The sequence below is a fragment of the Fluviirhizobium alvei genome (assembly GCF_030551875.1).
Taxonomy (GTDB): domain Bacteria; phylum Pseudomonadota; class Alphaproteobacteria; order Rhizobiales; family Rhizobiaceae; genus Rhizobium_E; species Rhizobium_E alvei.
This window is the reverse complement of record NZ_JAUOZU010000013.1, coordinates 20550-41667: the sequence shown is the minus strand read 5'-3', so window position 1 is coordinate 41667 and position 21118 is coordinate 20550. Positions and strand designations below refer to the sequence as shown.

At 59.6% G+C, this 21118-nt stretch carries 20 protein-coding genes; 18 read left to right on the top strand and 2 right to left on the bottom strand.

Annotated elements, in window-relative coordinates; translation table 11 throughout:
• Positions 1–25: 25 nt before the first annotated feature.
• The 10 genes from pdhA (at position 26) to Q4481_RS17180 (ending at position 9084) form a co-directional block, all read left to right on the top strand.
• The gene (pdhA, locus tag Q4481_RS17225; protein WP_304377642.1) at positions 26–1075 is read left to right on the top strand and encodes a pyruvate dehydrogenase (acetyl-transferring) E1 component subunit alpha; all 1050 of its coding nucleotides are present in this window, start codon (positions 26–28) and stop codon (positions 1073–1075) included.
• 96 nt (positions 1076–1171) lie between these two features.
• A complete protein-coding gene (locus Q4481_RS17220; RefSeq protein WP_304377641.1) occupies positions 1172–2545 on the top strand; it encodes a pyruvate dehydrogenase complex E1 component subunit beta in 1374 nt (457 codons plus the stop codon).
• 15 nt (positions 2546–2560) lie between these two features.
• On the top strand, positions 2561–3913 hold the full coding sequence (locus tag Q4481_RS17215) for a pyruvate dehydrogenase complex dihydrolipoamide acetyltransferase (RefSeq protein WP_304377640.1): 1353 nt from the start codon (positions 2561–2563) through the stop codon (positions 3911–3913).
• A 163-nt stretch (positions 3914–4076) separates the two neighbouring features.
• Positions 4077–4628: a hypothetical protein gene (locus Q4481_RS17210; RefSeq protein WP_304377639.1), complete on the top strand. Its 552-nt coding sequence runs from the start codon at positions 4077–4079 to the stop codon at positions 4626–4628.
• Positions 4628–5266, top strand: coding sequence for an SGNH/GDSL hydrolase family protein (locus tag Q4481_RS17205; protein WP_304377638.1), 639 nt, complete (start codon positions 4628–4630; stop codon positions 5264–5266). The genes Q4481_RS17210 and Q4481_RS17205 overlap by 1 nt, the downstream gene beginning before the upstream one ends.
• 75 nt (positions 5267–5341) lie before the next feature.
• Entirely contained in the window at positions 5342–5608 is a 267-nt protein-coding gene (locus Q4481_RS17200; RefSeq protein WP_304377637.1) for an HP1242/YdcH family protein, read from the top strand.
• 83 nt (positions 5609–5691) lie between these two features.
• A complete protein-coding gene (lpdA, locus tag Q4481_RS17195; protein ID WP_304377636.1) occupies positions 5692–7137 on the top strand; it encodes a dihydrolipoyl dehydrogenase in 1446 nt (481 codons plus the stop codon).
• A gap of 76 nt (positions 7138–7213) precedes the next feature.
• Positions 7214–7471 (top strand): GlsB/YeaQ/YmgE family stress response membrane protein, encoded by a 258-nt coding sequence (locus tag Q4481_RS17190; protein WP_304377635.1) that lies wholly within the window; start codon positions 7214–7216, stop codon positions 7469–7471.
• A gap of 139 nt (positions 7472–7610) precedes the next feature.
• Positions 7611–8567, top strand: coding sequence for a lipoyl synthase (lipA, locus tag Q4481_RS17185; RefSeq protein ID WP_304377634.1), 957 nt, complete (start codon positions 7611–7613; stop codon positions 8565–8567).
• Positions 8568–8625: 58 nt separating this feature from the next.
• Positions 8626–9084: a type II toxin-antitoxin system RatA family toxin gene (locus Q4481_RS17180; RefSeq protein ID WP_304377633.1), complete on the top strand. Its 459-nt coding sequence runs from the start codon at positions 8626–8628 to the stop codon at positions 9082–9084.
• On the opposite strand, the gene Q4481_RS17175 is transcribed toward Q4481_RS17180, so the two are convergent.
• Positions 9077–9574, bottom strand: a complete 498-nt coding sequence (locus Q4481_RS17175) for a CinA family protein (protein ID WP_304377632.1) — start codon at positions 9572–9574, stop codon at positions 9077–9079. The genes Q4481_RS17180 and Q4481_RS17175 overlap by 8 nt on opposite strands.
• Positions 9574–10779, bottom strand: coding sequence for a bifunctional 2-C-methyl-D-erythritol 4-phosphate cytidylyltransferase/2-C-methyl-D-erythritol 2,4-cyclodiphosphate synthase (locus Q4481_RS17170; protein WP_377353102.1), 1206 nt, complete (start codon positions 10777–10779; stop codon positions 9574–9576). The genes Q4481_RS17175 and Q4481_RS17170 overlap by 1 nt, the downstream gene beginning before the upstream one ends.
• Before the next feature lie 162 nt (positions 10780–10941).
• On the opposite strand from Q4481_RS17170, the gene dusB reads away from it, so the two are divergent.
• From dusB to hflX, 8 genes are all read left to right on the top strand, one after another.
• A complete protein-coding gene (dusB, locus tag Q4481_RS17165; RefSeq protein ID WP_377353104.1) occupies positions 10942–11964 on the top strand; it encodes a tRNA dihydrouridine synthase DusB in 1023 nt (340 codons plus the stop codon).
• Positions 11961–13091 (top strand): two-component system sensor histidine kinase NtrB, encoded by a 1131-nt coding sequence (locus tag Q4481_RS17160; protein ID WP_304377630.1) that lies wholly within the window; start codon positions 11961–11963, stop codon positions 13089–13091. The genes dusB and Q4481_RS17160 overlap by 4 nt, the downstream gene beginning before the upstream one ends.
• 22 nt (positions 13092–13113) lie before the next feature.
• Complete coding sequence (gene ntrC / locus Q4481_RS17155) at positions 13114–14568, top strand: nitrogen regulation protein NR(I) (protein WP_304377629.1); 1455 nt, start codon at positions 13114–13116, stop codon at positions 14566–14568.
• A gap of 188 nt (positions 14569–14756) precedes the next feature.
• The gene (locus Q4481_RS17150) at positions 14757–17003 is read left to right on the top strand and encodes a sensor histidine kinase NtrY-like (RefSeq protein WP_304377628.1); all 2247 of its coding nucleotides are present in this window, start codon (positions 14757–14759) and stop codon (positions 17001–17003) included.
• Complete coding sequence (ntrX, locus tag Q4481_RS17145; RefSeq protein ID WP_304377627.1) at positions 16993–18357, top strand: nitrogen assimilation response regulator NtrX; 1365 nt, start codon at positions 16993–16995, stop codon at positions 18355–18357. The genes Q4481_RS17150 and ntrX overlap by 11 nt, the downstream gene beginning before the upstream one ends.
• A gap of 37 nt (positions 18358–18394) precedes the next feature.
• Positions 18395–19258, top strand: a complete 864-nt coding sequence (locus Q4481_RS17140) for a D-amino-acid transaminase (protein WP_304377626.1) — start codon at positions 18395–18397, stop codon at positions 19256–19258.
• Positions 19259–19362: 104 nt separating this feature from the next.
• A complete protein-coding gene (gene hfq / locus Q4481_RS17135; protein ID WP_304377625.1) occupies positions 19363–19605 on the top strand; it encodes an RNA chaperone Hfq in 243 nt (80 codons plus the stop codon).
• Between the two features lie 197 nt (positions 19606–19802).
• The gene (gene hflX, locus Q4481_RS17130) at positions 19803–21116 is read left to right on the top strand and encodes a GTPase HflX (RefSeq protein WP_304377624.1); all 1314 of its coding nucleotides are present in this window, start codon (positions 19803–19805) and stop codon (positions 21114–21116) included.
• The last annotated feature ends 2 nt before the right edge of the window (positions 21117–21118 follow it).

Here is a 21118-nt window from a genome sequence, read left to right as displayed (position 1 = left end):
ATTTGAACCCTGAAGGGAGGATCGGATGGCCACGCGCAAGACCGCGGCGATTCCTGCACGCAAATCTCAAGGCACCAAGGCGCAGAAGGGTGAATTCAAGCCCGGCGCCATTTCCGAGTTCGACAAGGACGAGGAACTCAAGGCCTATCGCGAGATGCTTCTCATTCGCCGATTCGAGGAAAAGGCCGGCCAGCTTTATGGCATGGGCTTCATCGGTGGCTTCTGTCACCTTTATATCGGTCAGGAAGCTGTCATCGTCGGAATGATGATGTCGCTCAAGGAAGGCGATCAGCTGATCACCGGTTACCGCGATCACGGCCATATGCTGGCCTGCGGTATGAGCGCCCGCGGCGTGATGGCCGAGCTGACCGGACGTCGTGGTGGCCTGTCGAAGGGCAAGGGCGGCTCCATGCACATGTTCTCCAAGGAGAAGAATTTCTACGGCGGTCACGGCATCGTCGGTGCGCAGGTGTCGCTCGGAACCGGGCTTGGTTTTGCCAACCACTACCGCAACAACGGCAATGTCTCCTGTGCCTTCTTCGGCGATGGTGCCGCCAACCAGGGCCAGGTCTACGAGAGCTTCAACATGGCAGCACTCTGGAAGCTGCCGGTGATCTATATCGTCGAAAACAACCGCTATGCGATGGGTACGGCGGTTAACCGCGCCTCGGCCCAGACCGATTTCTCGCAGCGCGGCGCCTCCTTCGGCATTCCCGGCATCCAAGTCGATGGCATGGACGTGCGCGCCGTCAAGGCTGCGACCGATGAGGCTGCCGAACATGCCCGCTCCGGCAAGGGCCCGATCATCATGGAAATGCTGACCTACCGTTATCGCGGTCACTCCATGTCCGACCCGGCCAAGTATCGTTCCAAGGATGAAGTGCAGAAGATGCGTTCCGAGCACGATCCGATCGAACAGGTGCGCGCCCGCATTCTGGAAAAGAAGTGGGCGACCGAGGACGATCTCAAAGCGATCGACAAGGATGTCCGCGATATCGTCGCCGACTCGGCCGATTTCGCGCAGGCTGATCGCGAGCCGGATGCGTCCGAGCTCTACACCGATATTCTTCTGTGATGCTTCGATGCGGAGCGGACGACCGGTCCAGCGCCGCTCAGCCAGTCAACCAATTTGGGATCGCCCGGCGGTCCCGACGATACGGGTGAGGAACCAATGCCGATAGAAATCCTGATGCCTGCGCTGTCGCCGACCATGGAAGAAGGCACGCTTTCGAAATGGCTCAAGGGCGAGGGCGATACGGTCAAGTCCGGTGACGTGATCGCCGAGATTGAAACCGACAAGGCCACCATGGAAGTGGAAGCGGTCGATGAGGGCACGATCGGGAAGATCCTGGTCGCTGCCGGCACCGAAAACGTCAAGGTCAACACGCCGATTGCGGTGCTGCTGCAGGAAGGCGAAAGCGCTTCCGATGCCGTCGCCCCGAAGGCGGCTGCCAAGGTGGAAGACGCTCCGACCAAAGCCGAGCCAGCTGCTGCTGCTGCGCCCGTTCCGGCCGCACCCAAGGCTGAAACCGTCACTGATCCGGCAATCCCGGCCGGCACCGAGATGGTGCAGATGACGGTGCGCGAAGCGCTACGCGATGCCATGGCCGAGGAAATGCGCGCCGATCCCGACGTGTTCGTCATGGGTGAGGAAGTCGCCGAATATCAGGGCGCCTACAAGGTTACCCAGGGTCTGCTCCAGGAATTCGGCCCCAAGCGCGTCATCGACACGCCGATCACCGAACATGGTTTCGCCGGCGTCGGCGTCGGTGCCGCCATGGCGGGCCTGAAGCCGATCGTCGAATTCATGACCTTCAATTTCTCGATGCAGGCGATCGACCAGATCATCAACTCGGCCGCCAAGACGCTCTATATGTCGGGCGGCCAGATGGGCGCACCGATGGTGTTCCGTGGTCCGAACGGTGCGGCGGCCCGCGTTGCCGCCCAGCATTCGCAATGTTACGCCGCCTGGTACAGCCATATTCCGGGTCTCAAGGTCGTGATGCCTTATACGGCAGCCGATGCGAAGGGCCTTCTGAAGGCCGCGATCCGCGATCCGAACCCGGTCGTGTTCCTCGAAAACGAAATCCTCTACGGCCAGACCTTCGACGTTCCGAAGCTCGACAATTTCGTTCTGCCGATCGGCAAGGCGCGCATTCATCGTGCGGGCAAGGATGTCACCATGGTCTCCTTCGGCATTGGCATGACCTACGCGGTCAAGGCCGTCGCCGAGCTTGAAGCGATGGGCATTGATGTCGAACTGATCGACCTGCGCACCATTCGTCCGATGGACCTGCCGACGATCATCGAATCGGTGAAGAAGACCGGTCGCCTGGTGACGGTGGAAGAGGGCTATCCTCAGAATTCGGTCGGCGATTTCATTGCCAACCGCGTCAGCCGCGAGGCCTTCGACTATCTCGATGCGCCGGTGATGACGATTGCAGGCAAGGACGTTCCGATGCCCTATGCCGCCAATCTCGAAAAGCTGGCTCTGCCGAATGTCGGCGAAGTCGTCGATGCCGTCAAAGCCGTCTGCTACAAGTAAGAGGGAGGCAAGGTCATGCCCATCAACATTACCATGCCGGCCCTTTCGCCCACGATGGAAGAGGGCAACCTCTCCAAGTGGCTCGTGAAGGAAGGCGACACGATCAAGTCCGGCGATGTGATTGCCGAGATCGAAACCGACAAGGCGACGATGGAAGTCGAAGCCGTCGATGAAGGAACGGTCGCGAAAATCCTTGTCCCGGCCGGCACCGAAGGCGTCAAGGTCAATACCGTGATTGCGGTTCTGGCCGCCGAGGGTGAAGATGCAGCCGCCGCAGCGTCTGCAGGCGGTGCTGCTCCCGCAGCCGCCGCCAAGGAAGCGCCGAAGGCGGAAGCTGCCCCACAGGTCGCAGCACCCGTTGCCGCTCCCGCAGCGGCCCCGGCTGCAGCCCCCGCTGTTTCCCATGGCAATCGTCCGTTCTCCTCGCCGCTGGCGCGCCGGCTGGCCAAGGAAGCCGGCCTCGATATTGCTGCCATTTCGGGCTCCGGTCCGCATGGCCGCATCGTGAAGTCGGATATCGAGAAGGCTGTCGCCAGCGGAACCAGCAAGGCTGCGCCTGTTGCGGTCGCACCGGCATCCGTAGCTTCGGCCGCTGCCGCAGCGCCCGCCGTCAAGGCTATGTCCGACGATGCGGTTCTGAAACTGTTCGAGGAAGGCTCTTACGAGGTCATTCCGCATGACGGCATGCGCAAGACCATTGCCTCGCGCCTGACGGAATCCCACCAGACGGTGCCGTCCTATTTCGTGTCGATGGATTGCGAACTCGATGCGCTGATGAAGCTGCGCGCCGAGATCAACCGCGCAACGCCGATGATCAAGACGGAGAAGGGCGAGGTTCCGGCCTACAAGCTTTCGGTCAACGATTTCATCATCAAGGCGATGGCGCTTGCGCTTCGCGATGTGCCGATGGCCAATGCATCCTGGACCTCGACGGCCCGCATCAAGCACAAGCATTCCGATGTCGGCGTGGCCGTGGCTATCCCGGATGGTCTTATCACCCCGATCATCCGCAAGGCGGAAGCCAAGACGCTCTCGACCATCTCCAACGAGATGAAGGATCTGGCCCGCCGTGCCCGCGACAAGAAGCTGAAGCCCGACGAATATCAGGGCGGCACGACGGCGGTTTCAAACCTTGGCATGTTCGGTGTGTCGAACTTCACCTCGATCATCAACCCGCCGCATGCCTCGATTCTCTCGGTCGGTGCCGGGGTCGAAAAGCCGGTGGTCAAGAATGGCGAGATCAAGATCGCGACCGTGATGACCGTTACCTTCGCCTTCGATCACCGCGTGATCGACGGCGCCCTCGGTGCCGAACTCGCCGCCGCGTTCCAGAAGCATATCCAGAACCCGATGGGCATGCTGGTGTGAGCAGGACAGGGAGCAGGAGTAATCCCTGCTCCTGACCATTCCTAGCATTTGTCGCTTCACTGCGGTGTGGCAATCTTACGTGGCATTAGGAACGTTTGAATGCTGAAAGGCATCTCGCATCAGTCGAGCGGAGTTTGCTCCCGATCCGGGTGGGAGTTGGCTCATGTCCGATAACTTCCAATCCTACGTCTTTGCCGATCCCGCAAACGGTGATTTGTCAGCCGATTTCAGGCGCATTCCTGCTTACCTGATTGCCGAACAGATCATCCTGGACAAGACAAGAGACAACAGTCTTGAAGGTGAAGGCCATATGCCGGGGTCGCAAGCGGAAAAACTGTACACTCAGGACATCGATCGCTGGCGCGAACTGGATGTGAACGGGGTGACATTTCGTTCAGGACGGATTGTGGAAGTGTCGTCCGATCTTGCGGAGTGTCGCTGCCCGCATTGCAACACTGTCATTGATGCTGAGAGCGAGAACTTCGAGGCAGTCTCTGCTGCGCTCGATCGTTTTGACAATGAGGGCATTGATCTGCTTTCGTGCCCTGCCTGTTCGAGGGAGACGAAGCTGTCGGATTGGGATTTCAGTGACGCGCTTGTAGTTGGTCGCCACAAGGTGACTTTCTGGAATTGGCCTCGGCTTAAGCCAGATCTTGCTCACCGGTTCGAACAGATTTCAGGGCTGAAATGCCACTATATCGAGGGCCGAATCTGATGAAAACGATCCTCTGCTACGGCGATAGCCTGACGTGGGGCGTGGATGCGGAAAACGGAACCCGCCACGCCCATGAGAACCGCTGGCCATCGGTGCTGCAGAAAGCGCTCGGCCATGGGGTCCGGGTCATTGCCGAAGGGCTGAATGGCCGCACGACGGTCTATGACGATCATATGAGTGCGGCCGATCGCAACGGCGCCCGCATTCTGCCGACGGTGCTTTCGACCCATGCGCCGATCGATCTCGTGATCATCATGCTCGGCACCAATGATCTGAAGCCGGTCTTCGCCAACAATGCGGTGATTGTCGGTCGCGGCATCGAGCGGCTGGTGGAGATCATCCGTCACCATGCCTGGCCGATGGAAACGGAAACGCCGGAAATCCTGATCGTGTCGCCGCCGCCGATCTCGGAAACCGATCATCCGTTCCTCGGGCCGATGTTCGCCGGCCGGATCGAGGACAGTCATATGCTGGCCTCGGTCTATGCCGATCTTGCCGATGAGCTTGGATGCGGATTTTTCGATGCCGGTTCGGTCGCAAGGACGACGCCGATCGATGGCATCCATCTCGATGCGGACAATACCCGTGCCATCGGCAAGGGGCTCGAACCGATCGTCAGAATGATGCTCGGTCTTTGAAAGGATTGATCAGAATCAAGGAGGCATGACGCGGAGTGTTTAACCTCAAATCATCGTAACGAAGGAGAGGTTACCATGTCGAACACACCGCACGAACTGGCCGCTGAATTTCCGGAATTCGTGAAGCAGATGCAGCATCTGAAATCCACGGATGGGCATTTCGCGAGACTCTACAATGAGTATCACGATATCAACGGACGTATTCATCGTGCCGAAACCGATATCGAGCCGCTTGATGACGTGACTGTCATCGATCTCCGCAAACAGCGGATGCAGCTCAAGGATGAACTATACGGGATGCTGGTGCATCACGAGCCGGAAGCTGAAAAACTCGGGGACTGAGCCCGGCCTTCGCTTCCACTCCATGTGCCAGGTCTCACGGGGTCAAACCGGCCCTGACACAAGGCCAAGGAGTGGAAGCGCCCATGTCGAATAGCTATGACGTCATCATTATCGGTTCCGGCCCCGGCGGTTATGTGACCGCCATCCGTTCGGCCCAGCTCGGCTTCAAGACAGCCATTGTCGAACGCGAACATCTGGGCGGCATCTGCCTCAACTGGGGCTGCATTCCCACCAAGGCTCTTCTGCGTTCCGCCGAAATTCTCGACCATGCCAACCATGCAAAAAGCTTCGGCCTGACGCTGAATGGAACCATGACGGCCGACGTCAAGGACGTCGTCGCCCGCTCGCGCGGCGTTTCCGCCCGCCTCAATGGCGGCGTCGCCTTCCTGATGAAGAAGAACAAAGTCGATGTGATCTGGGGCGAAGCCAAGCTTACGAAGGCCAACGAGATCGTTGTCGGCAAATCCACCAAGCCGGTGATCGAGCCGCAGAACCCGGTGCCGAAGGGCGTGCTGGGCGAGGGCACCTACACCGCCAAGCATATCATCGTTGCCACCGGCGCCCGTCCGCGCGCACTGCCCGGCATCGAGCCGGATGGCAAGCTGATCTGGACCTATTTCGAGGCGATGAAGCCGGATTTCATGCCGAAATCGCTCGTCGTCATGGGCTCGGGCGCCATCGGCATCGAATTTGCCTCCTTCTATCGCTCTATGGGCGTCGATGTGACGGTCGTCGAGGTGATGGACCAGATCATGCCGGTCGAGGATGCGGAAATCTCCGCCTTTGCCCGCAAGCAGCTTGAGAAGCGCGGCCTCAAGATCATCACCGGCGCCAAGGTGACTAAGGTCGACAAGGCTGCCAATTCCATCACCGCCCATGTCGAGACCAAGGATGGCAAGGTGCAGCAGATTTCGGCCGATCGCCTGATTTCTGCCGTAGGCGTGCAGGGCAATATCGAAAATCTCGGGCTCGAGGCGCTGGGCGTGAAGACCGATCGCGGCTGCATCGTCATCGATGGCTATGGCAAGACCAATGTTGCCGGTCTTTACGCGATCGGCGATGTTGCCGGTCCGCCGATGCTGGCCCACAAGGCCGAGCATGAGGGTGTGATCTGCATCGAGAAGATTGCTGGCGTGCCCGGCGTCCATTCGATGGACAAGAGCAAGATCCCGGGCTGCACCTATTGCAACCCGCAGGTTGCTTCCGTCGGCCTCACCGAAGCCAAGGCCAAGGCGGAAGGGCGCGAGATCCGCGTCGGCCGCTACAATTTTGCCGCCAACGGCAAGGCGATCGCGCTTGGCGAAGACCAGGGCATGATCAAGACCATCTTCGACAAGAAGACCGGCGAACTGATCGGTGCCCATATGGTCGGCGCCGAAGTCACGGAACTCATCCAGGGCTTCGTGGTGGCGATGAACCTCGAGACGACCGAAGAAGAGCTGATGCACACGATCTTCCCGCATCCGACCCTTTCCGAAATGATGAAGGAAAGCGTTCTGGATGCCTATGGTCGGGTCCTGAACGCCTGATTGAGTCATTCCATGGAACAAACCGGCACGAGCAGCGTTGTATCTCCATCGTTCACAGAATGTGGGGAGTTATACAATGGATCTGAATGGCGTTGGTTTGCTGGGGGCTATCATTGTCGGCGGTTTCGCCGGTTGGCTCGCGGAAATGTTCATGAAAAGCAACATGGGCATCTTCATGAACATCATTCTCGGGATCATCGGGGCGGCCTTCCTGAACTTCGTTCTGGCGGCGCTCGGCATCTACACGGGGACCGGATGGCTGGTCTATCTGCTGGTTGGTTTCGTGGGCGCGAGCCTGCTGATTGCGATCGGGCGGATGCTCCGTCGCGACTGATCGGGTCGCGGTTGATTTCCAATCGCGTGAGAACTATGTGTCATCGGGCTGCCACACTACGTGGCGGCCCGTTTTTGTTGTTTGGCCGAATGCCTCAGAGGCTGAATTCGGGCCTTCACACCAGGTGGGTGGGAAATTCATGGTAACGATCCTCGACACGACGACGGAAAAGCGGGTGCGGCATCCGGAAAAGGCGCATCGGCCGGACCAGGAGGTGATGCGCAAGCCGGACTGGATCCGCGTGCGCGCACCGGTGTCGAAGGGCTATTCCGAGACGCGCGCGCTCGTCAAGGAACACAATCTCGTCACCGTCTGCGAAGAGGCCGGCTGCCCCAATATCGGCGAATGCTGGGACAAGAAGCACGCCACCTTCATGATCATGGGCGAGATCTGCACCCGCGCCTGCGCCTTCTGCAATGTCGCCACCGGCAAGCCGCTGCCGCTCGATCCGTCCGAGCCGGAGAACATCGCCAAGGCCGTGGTCAAGATGGGCCTTTCCCATGTCGTCATCACCTCGGTCGATCGCGACGATCTCGAGGATGGCGGTGCCGAACATTTCGAAAAGGTGATTCTCGCCATCCGGGCCGCTTCGCCGCTGACGACGATCGAGATCCTGACGCCCGACTTCCTCAAGAAGCCCGGTGCGCTCGAGCGGGTTGTCGCCGCCAAGCCCGATGTCTTCAACCACAATCTCGAAACGGTGCCGGGCAACTATCTCACCGTCCGCCCCGGCGCACGTTATTTCCACTCGATCCGGCTTCTGCAGCGGGTCAAGGAACTCGATCCGACCATGTTCACAAAGTCGGGCATCATGGTCGGCCTCGGCGAAGAACGCAACGAAGTGCTGCAGCTGATGGACGACCTGCGCACGGCGGACGTCGATTTCATGACCATCGGCCAATATCTGCAACCGACGCGCAAGCATCACCGCGTCGTCAGCTTCGTGACGCCGGAGGAGTTCAAGTCCTATGAAACCGTGGCCTATGCCAAGGGTTTCCTGATGGTGGCCTCAAGCCCGCTCACCCGCTCGTCGCACCATGCCGGCGATGATTTCGCCCGGCTGAAGGCCGCGCGCGAGAAGATGCTGAAAGCCTGATCACCCGACTATCCGCGGCTCGGCACCGCCGGGCCGGCCCAAGGGACCGACGCCTGCCATGCCAAAATTCGATACACGACGTCCTGCCAGTCACAGCGCAGACCAGATGTTTGCGCTTGTAGCCGATGTCGAGAAATATCCCGAGTTCCTGCCGCTTTGCGAAGCCTTGACGATCAACAGCCGCAAGGAGCGCGACGGCAAGACCCTGCTGGTGGCCTCGATGACCGTCGGCTACAAGGCGATCCGCGAGACCTTCACGACCCAGGTGCTCTTGAAGCCGGACGAACGGATCATCGAAGTCAAATATATCGATGGCCCATTCAAATATCTCAACAATGTCTGGACCTTCGTCGAAACCGGCCCGGGTCGCTCGGATGTCGGCTTCTTCATCGATTATGAGTTCAAGAGCCGCGTGCTCGGGGCCCTGATGGGGTCGATGTTCGATCGGGCTTTTCGCATGTTCACCGAAGCATTCGAAAAGCGCGCCGATGCGATCTACGGCAAGGCCGCTACTTGATCTTGGCGAGTTCGATCAGCATTTCGAGTGCCACCACAACCGATTCCCGCCGCACGGCATCGCGACCGATATCGCCGAAATTCATTTCGCGGTGGATGAGCTTGCCCTTGTAGTGGCGACCGCCGAAATGGACGAGACCCACCGGCTTGTTGGTCGAGCCGCCATTGGGGCCGGCAATGCCGGTCACGGAAACCGTGATGCCAGCCTCCGAGCGCGACATGGCGCCATGCGCCATTTCCAACGCCACATCGCGCGACACGGCGCCATACTGGCGCAGCGTGATCGGCATGACGCCGAGCATTTCGCTCTTGGCCTGGTCCGAATAGGTCACAAAACCACGCTCCAGCACCTGAGAAGCGCCTGAAATCGCGGTGATGGCGCCGGCAACAAGTCCGCCCGTGCAGGACTCGGCCGTTGCGACCATCACGTTGCCTTCCGTGCACAGGAAAACAACCTCATCGGCCAGAGCGAGAATTTCCTTGTCGAACATCAGTCCTTCCTCCGGTAGGCGACCGTTGCGGTCGCAATCGCTGCAATCCCTTCACCGCGTCCGATGAAGCCGATCTTCTCATTGGTTGTCGCCTTGACGGAACAGCGTTCGAGCTCGATTCCCAGGACGTCGGCCATCGCCTGTCGCATGTCTTGCCTGTGCGGACCTATCTTCGGCGCTTCGGCAATGATGGAAACATCGGCATTCATGATGGTGCCGCCATGATCTGCGACGATTTTTGCCGCATGGGCAAGAAAGATGCGGGAAGGCGCGCCCTTCCATTGCGGGTCCGAAGGCGGAAAATGATCGCCTATATCGCCGGCACCGCAAGTCGCCAGCAATGCGTCGGTCAGCGCGTGCAGCGCGACATCGGCATCGGAATGGCCCTTGAGCTTCCTGTCATGCGGGATGAGAATGCCGCAGAGCGTCACGCCATCGCCTGGCTCGAGCTGGTGAACGTCATAGCCGTTGCCGGTCCGGATGTCGGGTAACATGGTCGATCGCAGCCTCTCGTTGGCCAGCTCGATATCGCGGGCGAGGGTGATTTTCGTATTGTCGGCTTCGCCCGCCACGAGCGTGACGGGAAGCCCCGCCCATTCGAAGATCGAGGCGTCGTCGGTGAAATCCGCCTTGCCGGAGGATGCAGCCTTCCGGTGCGCGTCAAGGATCATCGCGTAGGAAAAGGATTGTGGTGTCTGGGCTGCAAAGAGCCCCTGGCGGTCTACAGTGGCAGCCACCATGCCGTCTGATCCACGCTTCAGCGTATCGGCGACCGGAACCGCCGGCAATACGCCCTGAGATCCAGCCTGCAGGCTCGATGCGACCCGATCGAGCAGAGCCGCGGAGAAAAACGGCCGCACGGCATCATGGATCATGACATGCGACGGATCGGTTTTGGCGAGAGCCTCGAGGCCGTTGAGAACCGATTGCTGGCGCGTGGGACCGCCGTGAACCACGATCGGTGGCGTGTCGAACGTTAGGCCATGGATGGCAGCGGCCAGCAATGCTTGATCGTCCGGATGGATGACAATGACGATCGGGCTCGAAGGGGACCAGGCGCGGAAACGTTCAAGCGTGTGGCGAATGATCGGCCTGTCGCCGATTCGTCGGTATTGCTTAGGACCCTCATGGCTGCTACCAGCGCGTTCACCGCGTCCGGCTGCCACGATCAGGATCGCGATGCCTGCTTGTGATGGTTGGGTCATAATGCGTCGTTCAAACAGTGCTAGCGTTTGACGACTCGCTTTACAGACTGACCTTCGCGAAAGCCAGAGCAACCAGGGACCGAGCCCGCACCTTTTTTCAGCGACACGACGAATCCGCTTGGCAAAGGTTTATCAACTGTCTAAAAATAGTGCATTGTAGTCATGTGCCGTAAAGATATGCAAAACAGCTTCGAGCTCATCCGCCAACCGTTACGCATTGGCCCAGCCGTGCTACGCAACAGGATTATCCTCGCGCCGATGTCGGGTGTCACGGATCTGCCGTTCCGGATTCTTGCGAGCGAATTCGGTGCCGGAATGGTGGTGACCGAGATGATCGCCAGTCGCGAGCTGGTGGGGAACCGGGCGGAATCCTGGTCGCGTCTGCGATCTGCCGGCTTTGCGCCGCATGTGGTGCAGCTTGCCGGCCGCGATCCCGAAATCATGGCGGAAGCCGCACGCATCTGCGAGGCACATGGGGCCGATATCATCGACATCAATATGGGGTGTCCGGCCAAGAAGGTCATCGGTGGCCTGTCCGGTTCGGCATTGCTGCGTGAACCGGAACTGGCGCTTGCGATCATCAAGGCGGTCGTGGAGGCCGTGAAAATTCCGGTGACGCTGAAGACACGGCTCGGCTGGGACTGGGATAAGATCAATGCGCCCGACATTGCCGCTGCTGCGGAAGCGCTTGGCGTTCAGATGATTACCATTCATGGCCGTACCCGCATGCAATTCTATGAAGGCCGCGCCGATTGGGACCGGATCGCCGAAGTTCGCGCCCGGATTTCCGTTCCGCTTGTGGCCAATGGCGATGTCGATACCGCCGAGGATGTCGGCGAGATCCTGCGAAAGTCCGGTGCCGATGCGGTCATGATCGGTCGGGCGAGCCAGGGACGGCCATGGCATCTCGGTGTCCTTGCAGGCGTATCCACTGAACCGGATGCTGCCGCACGTGCCGCGATCTTCGAACGTCAGTACCGCATGATGCTCGATTTTTATGGGCATGAAGGCGGGTTGCGCCACGCTCGAAAGCACATCGGCTGGTATCTCGACCGGTTGCCTTCGGTAGATCAGAGCCTGCGGCAGGCGTTGCTCGTGAGCCGCGATACCGAAGCCGTGGTGAAAGGCATGCGCGATGCCATCCTTGCGGCCGGCTCCGGAACGGAGCTCGGGATTGCCGCATGAAAGGAAATCCGTTGGAGCGGGACAAGTTGAAATCGGAAAATGACTGGGCGGTCAGCGTCCTCAATGCCATCCAGAATGCCGTCATTCTCGTCAATGAGGACGGCTACATCGCCTTTGCCAACTGGGAGGCGGAATCCTTCTTCGGCGCTTCGGCATCCTATCTCGCCCGGCACACGATCTATGCCTATATTCCGTTCGGCAGTCCGCTCCTGACCTTGATCGACCAGGTTCGCGAACGGCGCGCGCCGGTCAATGAATATCGGGTCGACCTCTCATCGCCGCGACTGGGTGCCGACAAGCTGGTTGATATCTATGTGGCGCCGGTCCTTTCCGAGCCGGGGGCAGTGGTAATCGTGTTCCAGGAAAGGTCGATGGCCGACAAGATCGACCGCCAGCTGACCCACCGGGCGGCGGCACGGTCGGTGACAGGCCTTGCCTCGATGCTGGCGCATGAAATCAAAAACCCGCTCTCCGGCATCCGCGGTGCTGCGCAGCTTCTCGAAACCTCTGTGAGCGATGAAGACCGTGCGCTGACGCAATTGATCTGCGAGGAAACCGACCGCATCGTCTCGCTCGTCGATCGGATGGAGGTTTTCTCCGATGAACGGCCGGTCGACCGGATGCCGATCAACATCCATTCTGTGCTCGACCATGTGAAGGCGGCCGCGAAAGCCGGCTTTGCGCGCCATATCAGGATCACCGAGAACTACGATCCGTCCCTTCCGGCGGTGCATGCCAACCGCGACCAGCTGATCCAGGTATTCATGAACCTGATCAAGAATGCGGCCGAGGCGGTCGGCGATCGTCCGGATGCCGAAATCACGCTGACGACGGCCTATCGCCCCGGCATCCGCATGTCGGTTGCCGGAACGCGCGAGAAGATTTCACTGCCGCTCGAATTCTGCGTCATCGATAACGGACCGGGGATTCCCGAGGATCTGCTGCCGCATCTGTTCGATCCGTTCATCACCACCAAGACCAACGGGTCCGGCCTTGGTCTGGCGCTGGTAGCGAAGATCATCGGCGGACATGGCGGGATCGTCGAGTGCGATCGACAGAACAACAAGACCATTTTCCGGGTGCTGATGCCGGCGTCGCGCAACATTGCGCCGGACAGCGAAGCCTGACCGCAACTGCAAGGGAAACGACATGACTGCTGCCACGATCCTTGTTGCCGATGACGACGCCGCCATCCGGACGGTTCTCAATCAGGCGCTCAGCCGGGCTGGATATGATGTGCGGATCACCTCCAATGCCGCAACCCTGTGGCGTTGGGTGTCTGCCGGTGAGGGCGATCTCGTCATCACCGACGTCGTGATGCCGGACGAGAATGCCTTCGATCTTTTGCCGCGGATCAAGAAGCTGCGGCCGGATCTGCCGGTGCTGGTCATGAGCGCGCAGAACACGTTCATGACGGCCATCAAGGCGTCGGAAAAGGGTGCCTACGATTACCTTCCGAAGCCGTTCGATCTGACGGAACTGATCGCGATCGTCGGCCGGGCCCTGTCTGAACCCAAGCGCCGCCCGCAGCGGCCGGAAGACGACACCCAGGATGGAATGCCGCTCGTGGGCCGTTCGGCGGCGATGCAGGAAATCTACCGCGTTCTTGCCCGCCTGATGCAGACGGATCTGACGCTGATGATTACCGGCGAATCGGGAACCGGCAAGGAATTGGTGGCGCGCGCACTGCATGACTATGGCAAGCGCCGCAACGGTCCGTTCGTGGCGATCAACATGGCCGCCATTCCGCGCGATCTAATCGAATCGGAACTGTTCGGGCACGAAAAGGGCGCGTTTACCGGCGCGCAGGCGCGTTCGACCGGTCGGTTCGAACAGGCGGAAGGCGGCACACTCTTTCTCGATGAAATCGGTGATATGCCGATGGATGCGCAGACGCGGCTACTTCGCGTTCTGCAGCAGGGCGAATATACCACTGTGGGCGGACGCACGCCGATCCGGACCGATGTGCGTATCGTGGCTGCGACCAACAAGGACCTCAAGCAGGCGATCAATCAGGGCCTCTTTCGCGAAGATCTCTATTATCGCCTCAATGTCGTGCCCCTGCGCCTGCCGCCGCTCCGCGAGCGCGCGGAGGATATTCCCGATCTCGTCCGCCATTTCGTGCAGATGACCGAGAAGGAAGGGATGGCGCCCAAGCGTTTCGACAATGAGGCGCTCGATGTGATGAAGGCCTATCCCTGGCCGGGCAATGTGCGCGAACTGGAAAATTTCGTACGTCGTCTGACCGCGCTCTATCCGCAGGACATCATTACCCGCGAGATTGCCGAGACCGAGTTGAAGCCGGATTTCGCAGCTGCACCCGCAGAAAAGCCCGGGAGCAGACCCGGTAGCGTATCGATTTCGCAGGCGGTGGAAGAAAACATGCGCACCTATTTCGCCGAGTTCGGCGACAGCCTGCCGCCCCCCGGTCTCTATGATCGCGTTCTGGCCGAGATGGAATACCCGCTGATTCTCGCCGCCCTGACAGCAACGCGCGGCAACCAGATCAAGGCTGCCGATCTTCTGGGTCTCAACCGCAATACGCTGCGCAAGAAAATCCGCGAACTCGGCGTGACGGTTTATCGCAGCTCCCGGATTGCTTGACAGACCCGGCAGGCCCGTTGCATTTTCGCCACAATATGTTGCTCTCTGGCAACGGCATCTCGTTACGAGAGTCGCGCCTGACATGATGATGCCACATGGCTTCGCCAGAAGCCGTGCGCAAATGTCTGGCTAGAAACATAATCGGGGAAGGCTTTCCATCCTGGAAGCCATCAGAAATCGGAAGTGACATGTCGCTCGGAGGGGATGAAGACGCCCGCCAATTCAGCGAACGCCGCGGTATTTCCACCACGGCTGGAATTGCCGTGGCTGGTGGCGCGCTGGTCGCAGCCCTTGCAACTCTGGCAGTCCTGCTGGGCTTCACGCCCATCGAGCCGGTGCCGCAGGTCGTCATCACGTCCGTCGTCATCAACGCTCTGTTTGTAACTGCGCTCATCGCGCTCGTCGGTTATGAACTGTTCCGGCTTGCAAAAGCGCGGGCTCGCGGGAAGGCGGCTGCGCGCCTGCATATCCGCATCGTCACGCTTTTTTCGGTTGTTGCGATCGCGCCGGCCATTTTGGTCGCTGTCATTGCCTCGCTGACGCTGAATGCCGGCCTCGATCGTTGGTTTTCGAACCGGACCCGCCAGATCGTCGATTCCTCGATCAACGTCGCCGAAGCCTATGTGACGGAAAACGCCAGTTATCTTCAGGGCCAGACGATTTCGATGGCGAACGATCTCGATCGCAACCGCCAGCTCTATGCGCTCGACCCGAACGGCTTTGTCGAACTGATGACGCGGCAGGCCAAGGGCAGGGGCATCCTTGGCGCCTTCATCGTGACGGCAGAGGGAACCGTTCTCTTGAAGGCCAATATCGAGACGGCAAAGCCTTTGCCGCCGGTACCACCGGTGGCTCTGCGGGAAGCGGCTGCCGGCCGGCCAACCCTCATTCCGCCGGGTTCGACCAATCTGGTCGGCGCCATCATCAATCTCGATCAGATCGATGCCTATCTCTATACAATCCGGGCCGTCGATCCCGATGTGATGAAGGCGCTCAATCTGATGCGCGACAATGCCGCCGAATACCAGGCGCTCGATGAAGGCAAGATGTCGACGCAGATCGCCTTTGCGATCATCTATCTCGGCTTTGCGCTCGTCGCCCTTCTGACGGCTATCTGGGCGGCAATTGCCGTCGCCGACAGAATTGTCCGGCCGATCCGGCTGCTGATCAATGCGGCCGACAATGTGGCCGGCGGTAATCTCAATGTCATAGTGCCGGTGCGCACGGTCGATGGCGATGTCGGATCGCTGTCGCGCACTTTCAACAAGATGATTTCGGAAATTCGTTCGCAACGGGATGAAATTCTCGTTGCCAAGGATGAAGTCGATGACCGGCGCCGTTTCATCGAGGCGGTTCTGTCGGGTGTCACCGCTGCGGTGATCGGCGTCGAGGAAGACCGCACTATCACGATCGCCAATCCATCGACGGAAATCCTGCTTGGCCAGGCGCCGGAGAAGATCATCGGGCGCAAGCTTGCCGATGTGGTGCCTGAAATCGATGCGGTCCTGTCCGAAGCGACGATGCGCTATCGCAGCGATTTCCGCCGCCAGATCGGGCTTTTGCGTGGCGGCAAGGAACGGACGCTCAACGTGCAGGTGACCCGCGAGGAATCGCATGCCGGTCGCGAATCCTACGTGATCACGCTCGATGACATTACCGATCTGGTGATCGCACAGCGATCGACCGCCTGGGCCGACGTGGCGCGACGTATCGCCCATGAGATCAAGAACCCGCTGACGCCGATCACCCTGTCCGCAGAGCGTCTGAAGCGCCGCTATGGCCGCCAGATCAACGAGGATGACCGCGCCGTCTTTGACCAGTGCACCGATACGATCGTTCGCCAGGTCGAGGATATCGGCCGTATGGTGGATGAGTTTTCGTCTTTTGCCCGCATGCCGAAGCCGTCGAAGGAACGGGGCGATCTCCGGACAATTCTCAAGGATACCGTTTTCCTGCGCGAAATGGGCAACAGCCATGTCGAGTTCATTCGCGACTGGGGCGATGAACCTCTGATGGGCGAATTCGATTCCCGCATGCTCGGGCAAGCCTTCACCAATCTGATCAAGAATGCCGTCGAGGCAATCGAGGCCATTCCGGAAGGGCAGGTCCGCGATCATTACAAGGTGATGATCCGCGCAAGGGAAGATGTCGAAGGCGACCGGTTCGTCATCGATATCATCGACAATGGCAAGGGACTGCCTCAGGAGAACCGTCACCGGATCCTGGAACCCTATATGACTATGCGCGACAAGGGCACCGGTCTCGGTTTGCCCATCGTCAAGAAAATCATCGAGGACCATGGCGGTCAACTCGAGTTGCATGATGCGCCGACCGATTTTGACAATGGCAATGGCGCGATGTTCCGCATTCTCCTGCCGCGCGCGGCAGAGACGGCGGAGACGGCGGACAAGAAGGTGAGAGTCAATGGCGTCTGATATTTTGGTGGTCGATGACGAACAGGATATCCGCGAAATCGTTTCGGGTATCCTCTCCGATGAAGGACACGAAACCCGTACCGCACACGATAGCGACAGTGCGCTTGCCGCGATTTCCGATCGCGTGCCGCGTCTCGTCTTCCTCGATGTCTGGATGAAGGGCAGCCGGCTGGACGGATTGGGGCTTCTCGACGAACTGAAAAGCCGGCATCCCGAACTGCCGGTTGTGATGATCTCCGGACATGGCAATATCGAGATGGCGGTCAATGCCATTCGGCGCGGCGCCTACGACTTTATCGAAAAGCCGTTCAAGGCCGACCGGCTGATCCTGATTGCCGAGCGTGCGCTTGAGAATTCGCAGCTCAAGAAGGAAGTCAAGGAACTCAAGAAGCGATCGGGCGATGCGGCCGATCTCGTCGGCACCTCGGTCGCTGTCTCCCAGCTCCGTCAGACGATCGACAAGATCGCGCCCACCAACAGTCGTGTGATGATTTTCGGGCCATCAGGCTCAGGCAAAGAACTGGTGGCGCGTCTGATCCACAAGAAATCCAGCCGCGCCAATGGTCCGTTCGTCGCACTCAATGCGGCGACGATCACGCCCGACCGGATGGAGATCGCCCTGTTCGGGACCGAAGGCATGCCGGGCCAGCCGCGGCGCATTGGTGCGCTCGAGGAAGCGCATCGCGGCATTCTCTATCTCGACGAAATTGGCGAAATGCCGCGTGAAACGCAGAACAAGATCCTGCGCGTGCTGGTGGACCAGCAATTCGAAAGGGTTGGCGGTTCCAAACGGGTGAAGGTGGATGTGCGCATCATTTCATCGACGGCTCTCAATCTCGAAAGCATGATTGCCGAAGGCCGCTTCCGCGAGGATCTCTATCACCGGCTGTCGGTCGTGCCGGTGCGGGTGCCGGCGCTGTCGGACCGGCGCGAGGATATCCCGTTCCTTGTCGATATTTTCATGCGGCAGATCTCCGAACATGCCGGCATTCGCGCAAGGCGGATCGGTGACGATGCGCTGGCGATCCTGCAGGCGCATGACTGGCCGGGCAACCTTCGCCAGCTGCGCAACATCATCGAGCGACTGCTCATTCTGGCGCAGTCGGACGGACAGGATAAGCCGATCACCGCTGACATGCTGCCATCCGACGTGCTCGACACGATGCCGAAAGTGTCATCGACCGGTGACCAGCATATCATGACGTTACCGCTGCGAGAGGCCCGAGAAATGTTCGAGCGCGATTACCTGATCGCACAAATCAACCGGTTCGGCGGCAATATCTCCAGAACCGCGGAATTTGTCGGCATGGAACGGTCTGCGCTTCATCGCAAGCTGAAGTCGCTCGGCGTCTGAACCATTCTATCCCATTCTCAATCACCAGGAATTTTCGATGTCGCGCATTGCCTATGTCAACGGAGCCTATGTCCCCCATGGCGACGCCATGATCCATGTCGAGGATCGCGGTTATCAGTTCGCCGATGGCGTCTATGAAGTCTGCCAGGTGCGCGAAGGCGTGATCGTCGATCTCAGCCGCCATCTCGACCGGCTCGATCGCTCGCTTAAGGAATTGCGGATCGACTGGCCGATGCATCGCGGTTCGCTCATCCATGTGATCCGTCAGGTCCTGCGCCGCAACCGCATTACCGAAGGTATGTTCTATCTGCAGGTCACGCGCGGCGTTGCTCCGCGCGATCATGTGTTTCCGGCAGAGGGAACCCGTCCCTCGATCGTCATCACCGCCAAGCGGATTGCACCTTCCGTGATTGCGGCAAAGAATGCCAAGGGGCTCAAGGCCATCACTGTGACGGACAATCGCTGGGATCGGGTCGACATCAAGACGGTCGGCCTGTTGCCGAACGTGCTCGCGCGCCAGGAAGCCAAGGAAAAGGGCGCGCAGGAAGCAATCTATATCGATTGCGAGGGTAAGGTGAAGGAGGGGGCCGCGACCAATGTCTGGATGGTCGACAAGGATGGCGTCCTCCTCACGCGACCGGCAGAGCATGGTATTTTGCGCGGGATTACCCGTACGACGCTCATGGACGTCGCAAGTCGGCTCGGCGTCGAGATCCGCGAACAGGAGTTCAGTCGCGACGAGATGATGAATGCACGTGAAGTGTTCATTACCGCGGCCACGAGCATCTGCCTGCCGATCGTGGAAATCGACGGAAAACCGATCGGGAACGCCCATCCGGGCATCGTAACGCAAAAAATCCGCGAAGCCTTTTTCGAGATTGCGGAAAAGACTCCGATTTGATAGCTGTTCGATCAAGGCAAGCTGCTTGAGGGAGCGGTGCGCTGGGAGGCATCAATCATAATCCGGTGAAACCACCGGCAAAAACCTAAGAAGCGGCGGGGCAAATGGCTGAACGTTCTCAAAATCTGCAAGATCTTTTCCTCAATACAGTTCGCAAGCAGAAAATCTCCCTGACAATCTTTCTGATCAACGGTGTCAAGTTGACCGGTGTCGTCACATCGTTCGATAATTTCTGCGTACTTCTTCGTCGGGATGGTCATTCGCAGCTGGTTTACAAGCATGCGATCTCCACCATCATGCCCGGTTCGCCGGTGCAGATGTTCGAAGGCGAAGACGCGGCCGGCTGATTGCCAGTTTCGAAACCTGTTTTTTGGGCCCGGCGGCTTCCCGACCGGGCTCTTTTGGCATAGAGGTTCGGAGCTTTGGCGGAATTTCCGCCAAAGATATGATGCGGTTTCGGACCTGATTGGGAGATTGAACCATTACCGAAAGAGATACGTCACAGGATTCGCTGGTTCCTGAAAGCGAGAAGCTGCGCGATTCGATGCGCGCCGTCGTTGTCGTGCCCGTGCTTAAGACGGCAGGGCCGGACGACGTGCCGCAGCGCTCGAACGAAAGCCGTCTCGAGGAAGCCGTCGGACTGGCCGGTGCCATCGATCTCGACATTGTTGGCGGCGTCATCGTACCGGTCAACCAGCCGAGGCCTGCGACCCTGATCGGGACCGGCAAGATCGAGGAAATAGGCACGCTGCTCGACGAGGGTAATGCCGGACTTGTGATTGTCGACCACGCCTTGACACCGGTTCAGCAGCGCAATCTCGAAAAGGAATGGAACGCCAAGGTTATCGACCGTACGGGCCTTATTCTGGAAATCTTCGGCCGACGGGCATCCACCAAGGAAGGGACGCTGCAGGTCGAACTTGCCCATCTCAACTACCAGAAGGGCCGGCTGGTTCGCAGCTGGACTCACCTTGAACGCCAGCGCGGCGGTGCAGGCTTTCTCGGCGGTCCGGGCGAAACCCAGATCGAAGCGGACCGCCGCATTCTGCAGGACAAGATCGTGCGGCTCGAACGCGAGCTCGAACAGGTCCGGCGGACGCGCCAGCTCCATCGCGCTAAACGCAAGAAGGTGCCACATCCGATCGTTGCTCTGGCCGGTTACACCAATGCCGGAAAATCGACCCTGTTCAACCGCCTGACCGGTGCCGGCGTCATGGCCGAAGACATGTTGTTTGCCACGCTCGATCCAACGCTCCGGCGCATCAAGCTGCCGCATGGCCGCATGATCATCCTGTCCGATACGGTCGGTTTCATTTCCAACCTGCCGACCCATCTGGTCGCTGCCTTCCGTGCGACGCTCGAAGAGGTTCTCGAAGCCGATCTCATCCTGCATGTGCGCGATATGTCCGATCCGGACAATGTCGCACAGGCGCAGGATGTGCTGCGGATCCTCACCGATCTCGGCATCGAGGATGCCGACAAGGACAAGCGGATCATCGAAGTCTGGAACAAGATCGACCGGCTGGAGCCGGAAGCGCGCGAGGCGATCGCGCAGAAGGCCGAAGCAACGGCGAACACGATTGCCGTCTCAGCCGTGACGGGCGAGGGGGTGGACCGGCTTCTCAACCTGATTGGCGATCGCCTGTCCGGTGTGATGAGCGAAGTCACCGTCGTGCTGCCACCCGAAAAGCTCTCGATGCTTTCCTGGTTCTACGAACATTCGATCGTCGATGCGCGCGAGGATCGCGAGGATGGTTCGGTGAGCCTTGATGTGCGTCTTGCCGAAAACGAGGCGATGGAAATGGAACGCAAGCTCGGCACTGCCAAGGTACCGCCGAAAGCGCCCTGGGAAGATTGAGG